The organism is Streptomyces sp. BR123 (assembly GCF_013401435.1).
Lineage (GTDB): Bacteria > Actinomycetota > Actinomycetes > Streptomycetales > Streptomycetaceae > Streptomyces.
The window spans coordinates 1-12,387 of the sequence record NZ_JACBGN010000031.1; the positions used below are offsets into that span (position 1 = coordinate 1).

Annotated in this window: 7 protein-coding genes and 1 pseudogene; 5 read left to right on the top strand and 3 right to left on the bottom strand. The window is 71.0% G+C overall.

Annotated features, from left to right (window positions below; all coding sequences use genetic code 11):
* Together HYE82_RS37830 and HYE82_RS07745 are read right to left on the bottom strand one after the other, a co-directional pair.
* Positions 1–198 (bottom strand): annotated as a pseudogene (locus HYE82_RS37830) (serine/threonine protein phosphatase); the annotation flags it as partial.
* Positions 199–414: 216 nt separating this feature from the next.
* A complete protein-coding gene (locus HYE82_RS07745) occupies positions 415–1,530 on the bottom strand; it encodes a LacI family DNA-binding transcriptional regulator (RefSeq protein ID WP_179173228.1) in 1,116 nt (371 codons plus the stop codon).
* Positions 1,531–1,890: 360 nt separating this feature from the next.
* Between HYE82_RS07745 and hisC the strand changes: the two genes are divergently transcribed.
* The 5 genes from hisC to HYE82_RS07770 all read left to right on the top strand — a co-directional run bounded on the left by hisC (position 1,891) and on the right by HYE82_RS07770 (position 11,375).
* Positions 1,891–2,973, top strand: a complete 1,083-nt coding sequence (gene hisC / locus HYE82_RS07750) for a histidinol-phosphate transaminase (RefSeq protein WP_179173199.1) — start codon at positions 1,891–1,893, stop codon at positions 2,971–2,973.
* A 487-nt stretch (positions 2,974–3,460) separates the two neighbouring features.
* Positions 3,461–4,963 (top strand): cytochrome ubiquinol oxidase subunit I, encoded by a 1,503-nt coding sequence (locus tag HYE82_RS07755; RefSeq protein ID WP_179173200.1) that lies wholly within the window; start codon positions 3,461–3,463, stop codon positions 4,961–4,963.
* 18 nt (positions 4,964–4,981) lie between these two features.
* On the top strand, positions 4,982–5,983 hold the full coding sequence (gene cydB / locus HYE82_RS07760) for a cytochrome d ubiquinol oxidase subunit II (protein WP_179173201.1): 1,002 nt from the start codon (positions 4,982–4,984) through the stop codon (positions 5,981–5,983).
* Positions 5,984–6,037: 54 nt separating this feature from the next.
* A complete protein-coding gene (gene cydD, locus HYE82_RS07765) occupies positions 6,038–9,628 on the top strand; it encodes a thiol reductant ABC exporter subunit CydD (protein WP_179173202.1) in 3,591 nt (1,196 codons plus the stop codon).
* Between the two features lie 10 nt (positions 9,629–9,638).
* A complete protein-coding gene (locus HYE82_RS07770) occupies positions 9,639–11,375 on the top strand; it encodes a GAF domain-containing sensor histidine kinase (protein ID WP_179173203.1) in 1,737 nt (578 codons plus the stop codon).
* 15 nt (positions 11,376–11,390) lie between these two features.
* Here the strand turns inward: HYE82_RS07770 and HYE82_RS07775 are convergent, their stop codons facing one another.
* Complete coding sequence (locus HYE82_RS07775) at positions 11,391–12,281, bottom strand: Cof-type HAD-IIB family hydrolase (protein ID WP_179173204.1); 891 nt, start codon at positions 12,279–12,281, stop codon at positions 11,391–11,393.
* Positions 12,282–12,387 lie beyond the last annotated feature (106 nt).

Consider the following 12,387-nt stretch of genomic DNA (forward strand, 5'->3'; position numbering starts at 1 on the left):
CGGCGGTACCGCTCCGGGGGCGGGCGCGGGCTCGCCGTAGTACGCGGGGTACTCGCCGTAGACCGGGGCCTCTTCGGGAAGACGCGCGGGCACGCCGTAGGGATGGGGTTCGGTGACCGGCACCCGGAAGTCCCGCAGCGTCTCCGTCCGCATCGCGGGTCCCTGACCGGCCCCCTGAGTCATCGACCCCTCCACCACCGTCGCGCTGCCGTACACCTGCGGATCCTCCCGCCCTCCGGCTCGGAGGATCCGTGATGTCGTGCGCCCATCATAGGAATGCGGCTCGCGCTGTGTGACGCACCAGGGGTGGTGAATCCTGCGCGGAACCAATCGTTCCTGCCGCTTTATCCCGAAATCGGCGTTGTCGAACTTTCCGGCGGGACCACCGGCTCCGCCGGTCCGGCGGTGTAACGGTCAGTCCTGCGCGGGTGACCGCGGCGGGCTGATCGTCGTACGGGGCCTCCTGCGCTGCGAGGAAGTCCGGACGATCAGCTCGGTCGGGACGACCTGTTCGACGGTGCGGCCGGTGTCGACCCCCTCGATGGCGTCGATGAGCAACTGCACGACTGCGGTGCCGATGCGGCGCGGTTTGAGGGAGAGCGTGGTGATCGGCGGCTCCGTGGTGGCGTACACGGTGGACTCGCTGCAGCAGACGAGCAGCAGGTCCTCGGGAACGCGCAGGCCGTAGCGGCGTGCCGCGGCGAGCAGGTCGGTGCCGTTCGGGTCGAAGAGCCCGTAGACGGCGTCCGGGCGGTCGGGCCGGGCGAGGAGGCGGTCGGCGGCGACCGCACCCGCGCACGGGTCGTGGGCCGGGTAGGACTCGTAGACGGGGTCCTGGCCGACGCGCTGGCACCAGTTGAGGTAGGCGGTGGTCGACAGGTGGGTGTAGGTGTCCGTGGTCGTCCCGGTCAGCAGCCCGATGCGGCGGGCTCCGGCGGCGGCGAGGTGGTCCAGCAGGTTGAGCACGGCCGCCTCGTGGTCGTTGTCGACCCAGGCGGTGACCGGGAGGGATCCGGCGGGGCGCCCGTCGGAGACCACGGGCAGGCCCTGGCGGACCAGCTCGGTGACGACGGGATCGTGGTCGGAGGGGTCGATCACGACGGTGCCGTCGAGTGCGACGTTGGACCACACGTCGTGCCGGGAGGTGGCCGGGAGGATGACGAGCGCGTAGCCGCGGGCGAGCGCGGCCGAGGTGGCGGCTCTCGCCATCTCGGCGAAGTACGCGAACTCGGTGAAGGTGAAAGGTTCATCCCCGTACGTGGTCACGGTCAGCCCGATGAGGCCCGATTTGCCGGTACGGAGGGTGCGGGCTGCGGCGGAGGGGCGGTACCCCAGCCGGTCGGCCACCTCGCGGACGTGGCGGCGGGTGGCGTCGGGCAGCCGTCCCTTGCCATTGAGCGCGTCGGAGACTGTCGTGATCGAGACGCCCGCCGCGGCGGCCACGTCCCTGATGCCGGCCCGGCCCTGCCGGCCGGCGGCCCGTCGGGTGGTCTCGCTCCGGCTCACCTGATGCTTCCCTGCTGCTGTCATGGCGAGCCGATAGTAGGGCTCGGTGGGGAGGGCGACCTGGGTGCATATGCACGCGTTGACAGGCACCTTTCTGCATGGTTCGGCACCCCAATGACCTTGGAAATCAAGGTATTTGAGGGTCGCGAGCGAAAGGGCCCCTTGTCGGCGGGTCCGAGCATGCCAAAACAGCACACCCCTGGGGCGCTCCCAACTCACCTGTACGAGGGATGCGCGCCAGGGCGCGGGCCACCGGCGCACGCATATATGCGTGCGCTCCCCCGCAATCCAGGCGCTGCCATTTTCGCCGGAGCGGAATCCTCTTAAGGTGAGCAGTATTGAGTCGACGGCGACGTCCGACGGGATGGTCTAGGAGGACCTGCGGTGAGCGAGAAGACCCCTAAGCTGCGCGCCGAGCTGGACGGCATCCCCGTCTACAAGCCCGGCAAGCCCGCCGCCGCGGGCGGTTCCGTCGCGTACAAGCTGTCCTCGAACGAGAACCCGTACCCGCCGCTGCCCGGCGTGCTCGAGACCGCTGTGGCGGCCGCCGGCCGGTTCAACCGCTACCCGGACCTGGCCTGCACCGGCCTGGTGAACGAGCTCGCGGAGCGGTACGGCGTCCCCGCCGACCACATCGCCACCGGCACGGGCTCGGTGGGCGTGGCACAGCAGCTGGTCCAGTCGACCGCCGGCGCCGGCGACGAGGTGATCTACGCCTGGCGCTCCTTCGAGGCCTACCCGATCATCACGCAGATTGCGGGGGCGAAGTCCGTACAGGTCCCGCTGACCCCCGGCGACGTGCACGACCTCGATGCGATGTACGACGCGATCACCGACCGGACCCGGCTGATCTTCGTCTGCAACCCCAACAACCCCACCGGTACCGCGGTGCGCCGCGCCGAGCTGGAGCGCTTTCTGGAGCGTGTGCCCTCGGACATCCTGGTGGTCCTCGACGAGGCGTACCGCGAGTTCGTCCGCGACCCCGAGGTGCCGGACGGCATCGAGCTGTACCGCGACCGCCCGAACGTCTGCGTGCTGCGTACCTTCTCCAAGGCCTACGGCCTGGCCGGTCTGCGCATCGGCTTTGCGGTGGCACACGAGCCGGTGGCCGCGGCGCTGCGCAAGACGGCGGTGCCCTTCGGCGTCAGTCAGCTGGCCCAGGATGCGGCGGTCGCCTCGCTGCGCGCCGAGGACGAGCTCATGGGCCGCGTCGGCTCGCTGGTGGCCGAGCGCACCCGGGTCCACGAGGGGCTGCTCGGCCAGGGCTGGACGGTCGTGCCGGACACGCAGGCGAACTTCGTGTGGATGCGGCTGGGCGAGCGGACCCTGGAGTTCGCCGCGGCCTGCGAGAAGGCCGGCGTGGTGGTCCGGCCCTTCCCGGGCGAGGGCCTGCGGATCACGATCGGTGAGTGCGAGGCGAACGACATCTTCCTGCACACCGCGGAGGCGTTCCTCAAGGAGATGTAGGGCGTAGCGCCGGGAGAGGGCGGGCGCTCGCTCGCCCGTTCCACCCGGACCGGGTCGCCGTCGCGGACGGTGGCCGGCGGGCGGGGGCGCCGTCGAAGGAGCCGAGGACGTGGCACGGGCCACCAGCCTGGCGGGCGTCGGGCTCCGGGGCCGGCCGACATGCCGGTGCTGAAGGAGGCCTCTGCGCCCGTGAGGCGGCGGCGGAGGTCAGGAGGGCTTCGGGCCGGCGCCGTGCTGGGGCGGGGCCTCGTCCACGCTGGGGCGGGGCCTCGTCCACGCTGGGGCGGGGCCTCGTCCACGGATGCCATTCAACAATTTGTTGAGAATCGCACCCAGGGACCCCCCGGCTGAAAGTCGTCGGAAGCGGTGCGCCATAATGCTTGTGAATGTGAACGCGTTCACAAGCTCGTCTGTTTTCGCCCGTCGTGGGCGGAATGCGGCGGGCTGACTTCGGCCATGACCACGGCGACCCGAAGGAGATGACGACGTGGACGTAGCTTTGGCGCCGGAAACACTGGCGCGCTGGCAGTTCGGCATCACGACCGTCTACCACTTCCTCTTCGTCCCCCTCACGATCTCCCTCGCCGCACTGGTTGCGATCTTGCAGACCGCGTGGGTGCGCACCGAAAAGGAGAAGTACCTCAAGGCCACGAAGTTCTGGGGCAAGCTCTTCCTGATCAATATCGCGATGGGTGTCGTCACCGGCATCGTCCAGGAGTTCCAGTTCGGCATGAACTGGTCCGACTACTCGCGGTTCGTCGGCGACGTCTTCGGGGCCCCGCTGGCCTTCGAGGCGCTCATAGCCTTCTTCTTCGAATCGACCTTCATCGGGCTGTGGATCTTCGGCTGGGACAAGCTGCCGAAGAAGATCCACCTCGCCTGCATATGGATGGTGTCCCTCGGCACCGTGCTGTCCGCGTACTTCATCCTCGCGGCGAACTCGTGGATGCAGCACCCGGTGGGCTACCGCATCAACAAGGAAACCGGTCGCGCCGAGCTGACCGACTTCTGGCTCGTCCTGACGCAGAACACCACCCTGGCGCAGGTCTTCCACACGCTGACCGCGGCGCTCCTGACAGGTGGGGCCTTCATGGTGGGCATCGCCGCCTTCCACCTGCTGCGCAAGAAGCACATCCCGGTCATGCGCACCTCGCTGAGGCTGGGCCTGGTCGCCGTCGTCGTCGGCGGCGCGCTCGTCGCGGTCAGCGGCGACACCCTCGCCAAGGTCATGTTCAAGCAGCAGCCGATGAAGATGGCTGCCGCCGAGGCCCTGTGGGACGGCGAGGAGAGCGCCCCGTTCTCCGTCTTCGCCTACGGCGACGTCGACAAGGGCCACAACAAGGTCGCGATCGAGGTGCCCGGCCTGCTGTCCTTCCTGGCCGATAACGACTTCGATTCGTTCGTGCCCGGCATCAACGACGTCAACAAGTCCGAGCAGGAGAAGTACGGCCCCGGCGACTACCGGCCCAACATCCCCGTCGCGTACTGGGGCTTCCGGTGGATGATCGGCTTCGGCATGGCCTCGCTCGGCATCGGTGCTGTCGGCCTGTGGCTGACCAGGAGGAAGTTCCTGCTGCCGCATGCCCTGCGGACCGGTGAGGACGAACGGCCGCACCTGGTCCTGTTCACCAAGCCTCTCAGCCCGCGTCTGACCCGGCTGTACTGGCTGGCCGCCGTCTGGACGCTCGGCTTCCCGCTGATCGCCAACTCCTGGGGCTGGATCTTCACCGAGATGGGCCGCCAGCCGTGGGTCGTCTACGGAGTGCTGCGGACGAGGGACGCGGTCTCGCCCGGGGTCTCCCAGGCCGAGGTCCTCACCTCGATGCTCGTCTTCACCACCCTGTACGCCGTACTCGCCGTGATCGAGGTCAAGCTGCTGGTCAAGTACGTCAAAGCCGGCCCGCCCGAGCTCACCGAAGCCGACCTCAACCCGCCGACCAAGGTCGGCGGACACGACTCCTCCGACCGGCCGATGGCCTTCTCGTACTGAGGCTGAGGGGACCACACCATGCAACTCCACGACGTCTGGTTCGTGCTCATCGCCGTCCTGTGGACCGGCTACTTCTTCCTGGAGGGCTTCGACTTCGGGGTTGGTGTCCTGACCAAGCTGCTCGCCCGGGACCGCAAGGAGAAGCGGGTCCTGATCAACACGATCGGGCCCGTGTGGGACGGCAACGAGGTCTGGCTGCTCACCGCGGGCGGTGCGACCTTCGCCGCCTTCCCCGACTGGTACGCCACCCTGTTCTCCGGCTTCTATCTGCCGCTGCTGCTCATCCTGGTCTGCCTGATCATCCGCGGAGTCGCCTTCGAGTACCGGCACAAGCGGGACGAGGACCGGTGGCAGACCAACTGGGAACACGCGATCTTCTGGACCTCGTTGACCCCTGCGTTCCTGTGGGGCGTGGCGTTCGCCAACATCGCCCGGGGTGTGAAGATCGACCAGAACAAGGAGTACGTCGGCACTCTCTTCGACCTGCTCAACTTCCACGCGATCCTCGGCGGCCTCGTCACCCTCACCCTGTTCACCTTCCACGGCGCGGTCTTCACCGCCCTCAAGACGGTCGGTGAGATCCGGGACCGTGCACGGGCGCTGGCAACCCGGCTCGGCGTGATCACCGCGGTGCTCGCCGTCGTGTTCCTGGGATGGACCCAGCTCCTGCGCGGCGACAGCTGGAGCCTGGTCGTGCTGATCGTTGCGGTGGCGGCCCTGGTCGGCGCCCTCGGCTGCAACCTTGCAGGCCGTGAGGGCTGGTCGTTCGCCCTGTCCGGGGTCACGATCGCGGCTGCTGTCGCGATGCTGTTCCTCACGCTGTTCCCGAACGTCATGCCGTCCTCGCTGAACGAGACCTGGAGCCTCACGGTCACCAACGCCTCGTCCAGCCCGTACACCCTGAAGATCATGACCTGGTGTGCGGCCGTGGCCACCCCGGTCGTCCTGCTCTACCAGGGCTGGACGTACTGGGTGTTCCGCAAGCGGATCGGCACGCAGCACATCGCCGACACGCACTGACCTGATCTGTACCGACCCTGATCTGTACCGACCCTGATCCGGGGGATGTTTCACGTGAAACCGATCGACCCGCGCCTGCTGCGGTACGCCCGCTCCACCCGCCTCTTTCTGGCTGCGGTGGTGGCCCTCGGATGTGCCGGGGCGGGGGTGGTCATCGGTCAGGCGATGCTCATCGCCGAGATCGTGGTCGGCGCCTTCGAGGAGGGACTGGACGGCGGGCAACTGCGTACGCCGCTGCTTCTTCTGGCGGCCGTGGCGGTGGGGCGCGGCCTGCTCGCGTGGCTCACCGAGCTCGCCGCCCACCGGGCGGCCGCGTCGGTCAAGTCGGAACTGAGGGCCCGGCTCCTGGAGCGGGCCGCCGGTCTCGGGCCGGGCTGGCTGAGCGGGCAGCGGACAGGGTCGCTTGTGGCGCTGGCCACCCGGGGCGTGGACGCCCTGGACGACTACTTCGCTCGCTACCTGCCCCAGTTGGGGCTGGCCGTGGCCGTGCCGGTCGCGGTCCTCGCCCGGATCGTCACCGAGGACTGGGTGTCGGCGGCCATCATCGTGGTCACGCTGCCCCTCATCCCGCTGTTCATGGTGCTGATCGGCATGGCGACTCAGTCACGGATGAACCGCCAGTGGCGGCTGCTGTCCCGGCTGTCGGGGCACTTCCTCGACGTCGTGGCGGGCCTGCCGACGCTGAAGGTCTTCGGCCGGGCCAAGGCGCAGGCCGAGTCCATCCGCCGGATCACCGAGGACTACCGGCGGGCGACGATGCGCACCCTGCGCATCGCGTTTCTGTCGTCCTTCGCGCTGGAGCTGCTGGCGACGCTGTCGGTGGCGCTGGTCGCCGTGACCATCGGCATGCGGCTGGTCCATGGGGAACTCGACCTCTACACCGGCCTGGTCGTCCTGATCCTGGCGCCGGAGGCGTACCTGCCGCTGCGGCAGGTCGGCGCCCAGTACCACGCGGCTGCGGAGGGGCTGGCGGCGGCGGAGGAGGTCTTCGAGGTCCTTCAGACGCCGGCCGCTGTGGTCAGCACCTTCGGTGTCGGCGTGCCCGGTGCGGAGCCCTCCGGACTGCGGATCGAGGTCGACAGGGTGTCCGTACGGCATCCCGGGCGGGGCGAGGACTCGCCAGGGCCGGTCTCGTTCACCGTCGGGCCCGGTGAGTGCGTGGCCCTCACCGGCCCCAGCGGGGCCGGCAAGTCCACCCTGCTCCACGTGCTGCTGGGGTTCACGGCACCGACCGCGGGCCGGGTGCGGATCGGGGACGCTGACCTGGCCGGGCTCGCGCCGGGGCAGTGGCGGGAGCGGATCGCCTGGGTACCGCAGCGGCCGCACCTGTTCGCGGGAACCCTTGCCGAGAACGTGCGTCTGGCCCGGCCGGACGCCTCCGACGCCGCCGTGGCGGCGGCTCTGGACGACGCCGGAGCCGGAGAGTTCGTGGCGGCACTGCCGCGCGGCATCGAGACGGTGCTCGGCGAGGGCGGCGCCGGGCTGTCCGCCGGGCAGCGCCAGCGGATCGCACTGGCGCGCGCCTTCCTGGCGGACCGGCCCGTGCTACTGCTGGACGAGCCGACGGCAGCGCTGGACGGCGAGACCGAGGCCGCGGTGGTCGAGGCGGTGCGCCGCCTTGCGGTGGGGCGGACCGTGCTGCTGGTCGTGCACCGGCCGGCGCTCCTGGCCCTCGCGGACCGGGTGGTGGAGGTCGGCTCCGGACCGGCGGGTGCGCCCGCGGCGAGCCCGGCTCCGGAGAGTCGGCTTTCGGAGGGTCGGACCCTTGACCGCCGGGTTCCGGAGAGCCGGGTGCCGGCGCCGCGGACCCCGGAGTCCGCGGACACCGCCCCGCGGAGCACGTCGGCCGGAGCCGGCTGGGGCGCATCCGCCGGGCGGCATCCGCTGCGCCGGGTCAGGGGTGCGGCCAAGGCCTGGCAGGGCCGGTTCCGGCTCGGGCTGCTGCTGGGGGCGCTGGCCGTCGGGTGCAGCGTCGGGCTGATGGCCGTCTCGGGATGGCTGATCTCCCGGGCCTCCCAGCAGCCTCCCGTGCTCTACCTGATGGTGGCCGTCACGGCCACCCGCACGTTCGGGATCGGGCGGGCCGTGTTCCGGTACGCGGAGCGGCTGGTGTCGCACGATGCCGTCCTGCGGATGCTGTCCGACCTCCGGGTGTCCGTCTTCCGGCGGCTGGAGCGCATTGCACCCGCAGGCCTGCCCGCGCGGCGGCGTGGGGACCTGCTGGCCCGCCTGGTGGCAGACGCCGACGCCCTGCAGGACTACTGGCTGCGCTGGCTGCTGCCGGTGGGCACCGCAGCCCTTGTCGGCGGCGGGTCGGTCGCGTTCACGGCCTGGCTGCTGCCCGAGGCCGGGGCCGCCCTCGCCGTCGGGCTGCTGGCCGCCGGGATCGGGGTGCCGCTGCTCAGCGGGGCTTGCTCCCGCCGTGCGGAGCGCCGACTGGCACCCGCCCGGGGCGAACTCGCCACCCGTACGGCCGACGTGCTGACCGGGACCGCCGAACTGACCGTCGCCGGCGCGCTCGGACGGCGCATGGACGCCGTGCAGGAGAGCGACCGGACCCTGACCGCCATCACCGCGCGCGGCGCGGCCGCCACGGGCCTCGGCAGCGGACTGTCGGTCCTCGTGTCCGGGCTGACCGTGGTGGCCGCCGCAGCCTTCGCCGCCGGTGCCGTGCAGGACGGGCGGCTGTCGGGGGTGGCCATGGCCGTGGCCGTACTGACCCCGCTGGCCGCCTTCGAAGCGGTGACCGGGCTGCCGCAGGCGGTGCAGTTCCGGCAGCGGGTGCGGCGCAGCGCCGAGCGGGTCTACGAGGTCGTCGACGCCCCGGCTGCGGTGGCCGAGCCGGAGCGGCCCGAGCCGGTGCCCGCCTCGCCGTTCCCCCTGCGCCTGGCGGGGCTGACCGCCCGGCACCCCGGCCAGGAGGGCGATGCCCTGCACTGCCTCGACCTCACCCTGGAGGAAGGGAGGCGCACCGCCGTCGTAGGGGTCTCCGGCGCGGGCAAGTCCACCCTGGCCCAGGTTCTGCTCCGGTTCCTGGACCCGCGCGCGGGTTCCTACACCCTGGGCGGGACCGACGCGCGCCTGCTCGACGGCGACGAGGTCCGCCGGATCGTCGGCCTGTGCGCCCAGGACGCCCACATCTTCGACAGCTCGGTCAGGGAGAACCTGAGGCTGGCCCGTCCCGCAGCAGGCGAGGAGGAGCTGCGCGGGGCCCTGGCTGCGGCTCGGCTGCTGGAATGGGCCGACGGGCTGCCGGACGGCCTCGACACCTTGGTGGGGGAGCACGGTGAGCGGATCTCCGGCGGTCAGCGCCAGCGCCTGGCCCTGGCCCGTGCACTCCTCGCTGACTTCCCCGTCCTCGTCCTGGACGAGCCGGCCGAGCACCTGGACCTCGCGACTGCCGACGCACTGACCGCGGACCTGCTGGCCGCAACCCAAGGCCGCACCACCGTGCTGATCACGCACCGGCTGGCCGGTCTGGAAGCGGTGGACGAGGTCCTCGTCCTGGACGGCGGAGCCGTTGTCCAGCGCGGCGCCTTCGCCGAGCTCTCCGTGGTCGAGGGCCCGTTGCGCCGCATGCTGGAGCGGGAGGCGGCGGCCGACGTCGCCCTGGCTGACTTTCCCCCGGTAAAACGGACTAACTAGGGTCACGAGCATGTCGCTGCAGGAGTCGCCGGAAGCGCCGGATCCAGCCTCCCCGGCTCCGGACCCGCTGGAGGCCGCCACCCTGGCCACCCGAAGTCTGCAGGGCCTGTCCACCGAGCTCACTGCACGGGTGCCGCAGTTGCTGGAGGCCATGCGGTCGGTCGGCACCGGCCTTGAGCTGCACTCCACGCTGGACCGGATCTGCGAGACCGCTGCCAAGCTCGCGGATGCCCGCTACGCGGCGATCGGCGTCGTCGGCACCGAGGGCCGTGGCCTGTCGGACTTCGTCACCTTCGGCATCGACGCCGAAGTGGCGGAGCGCATCGGGCACCGCCCGGACGGCAGGCGGGGCCTGCTCGGAGCGCTGATCTCGCACCCCGGCACCGTGCGGCTCGCCGATCTGACGAAGGACCCCCGCTCGGCGGGCTTTCCGCCGCATCACCCCCCGATGAAGACCTTCCTGGGTGTCCCCATCCGCGTGCAGGGGGAGATCTTCGGCAACCTGTACCTCGCCGAGAAGAACGGCGGCGGCGACTTCAGCGACTACGACGTCCACATGGTCCGGGTGCTGGCAACCGAGGCGGGCATCGCCATCGGCAACGCCCGGCTGTACGAGGCCGCCACCCAGCGGGAGCGGTGGATCGACGGCTCGGTGGCCGTCACCACGGCCCTGCTGTCGGGCGGGGACGCGGATGACGCCCTCTCCGTGGTGGCCGAACAGGCCCGACGCCTCGCCGGCTCTTCGGCCGGGGTCGTGATGCTCCCGGCCGAAGACGGCGGGATGGAGATCGTCGCCGTCTCCGCCGACGCCCCGGCCGCCTCGCTCGGCTTGGTCATCCCTGCGGAGAGCCCGGTCGTGGCCAGGCTACTGAGGGGAGAGCCGGTTTTCGTGGACGACGCCGCGACCGACCCCCGCATGGCCGGCCCGCTGACCAGCCCGTACGGGCCCTGCATGATGCTGCCGCTGCACAGTGGCGGTCGGGTGCTGGGTGCCCTGGTCACCCCGCGGGCCCGCGACGAGCGGCCGTTCAGCGAGGCCGAGCGGACCCTGGCCACGCAGTTCGCCTCCCAGGCGGCGCTCGCACTGATGATGGCCGAGACGCAGCGCGACCGGGAGCGGCTCGCGGTGTTCGAGGACCGTGACCGGATCGCCCGGGACCTTCACGACCTGGTGATCCAGCGGCTGTTCGCCACCGGGATGATGCTGGAGAGTGCGCGGCGGCGCTCCGACGTCCCTGAGGTGCGCGACGGGGTCGGCAAGGCCGTGGACGAACTCGACCTGACGATCCAGGAGATCCGCACCGCGATCTTCGCGCTCCAGCAGGGGCCGGCGGAGGCGCCCTCGGGCCTGCGGACCCGTGTGCTGCGGGAGATCAATATGGCAGCCGTGCCGCTCGGCTTCAAGCCCGCCCACCGTTTCCTCGGCCCGCTCGACACGGTCGTCGGCGAGCAGGTGGGCAAGAACCTGATCGCCGCACTGCGCGAGGCCCTGTCCAATGCGTTCCGGCACGCGGCGGCGTCCCGGATCGAGGTGGTGGTGGACGCCACCGTCACGCTGCCCGACGGGCGGCCCGGGGTGCGGTTGGAGGTCGCCGATGACGGCATCGGCATCAGCGAGAACGGGCGCCGCAGCGGGCTGCGCAACCTGCGCCGACGGGCCGAGTCGCTGGGCGGGTCGAGCTCGTACGGCCCCGGGCTCGGCGAGCGCGGCGGCGGGACCACCCTCGTGTGGGAGGCCCCGTTCTGAGTCCCGCTCTGACGCCTAGAGCAGCTGCTGCGGCTGTCCGAGGCCGGCCAGGATCTGCTCGATGACGACGGCGACCCCGTCCTCGTTGTTGGCGACCGTGCGGCCGGAGGCAGCCGAGATCACATCCGGATGCGCGTTGCCCATGGCGTACGAGGTACCGGCCCAGCTGAGCATTTCCACGTCGTTGGGCATGTCGCCGAAGGCGACCACCTCGGACGGGGCGATGCCGCGCTCCTCGCAGCACAGCGCCAGGGTACTGGCCTTGGAGACGCCCAGGCCGCTGATCTCCAGCAGGGCGGTCGGGCTGGACCGGGTGATCGAGGCGTGGTCGCCCGCCACGCAGCGTGCAAGCGCCAGGAACTCGTCTGGGGCCAGCTCGGGGTGGTGCGCGAGCAGCTTCAGGACCGGGGCGGAGGCGTCGTCGGCCTCAACGCGCAGCAGTTTCTCCGCGGTGGCGACATGAGCGCCCGGGTCCTGGAAGAAGGGCGGGTACAGCGGCTCGTAGTTGATGCCCGAGGTGGTCTCCACCGCGAAGGACGTGCCGGGAGCGGCAAGGCGCAGGGTGTCCACCACCGTCAGTGCCGTCGCCCGGGGCAGCGCCCGGACCCGTACGAAGTCCCGTCCGGCGTGGAGGTCGACTACCGCCGCGCCGTTCGCGCAGATCGCCAGGCCGTGGCCGTGGACGTGATCGCTGACCACGTCCATCCAACGGGCCGGTCGGCCTGTGACGAAGAAGACCTCGATCCCGGCCGCTTCGGCGGAGGCGAGCGCGGCCACCGTACGCTGCGAGACGGATTTGTCGTCGCGCAGCAGGGTGCCGTCGAGATCGGTGGCGATGAGCCGGGGAGTCGGGGTTGGCCCGTCCGGGCGCTGGGGAGCCGAGGTCACCGCTCCATCTTCACCCATGGTCCTGCAGTGGAGGACGCGGACCCGGTCCGCCCGGACGCCCGGTGGCGATGTTTCACGTGAAACATCGGCTTGCTGTGTTTCACGTGAAACACAGCAGGGCCGT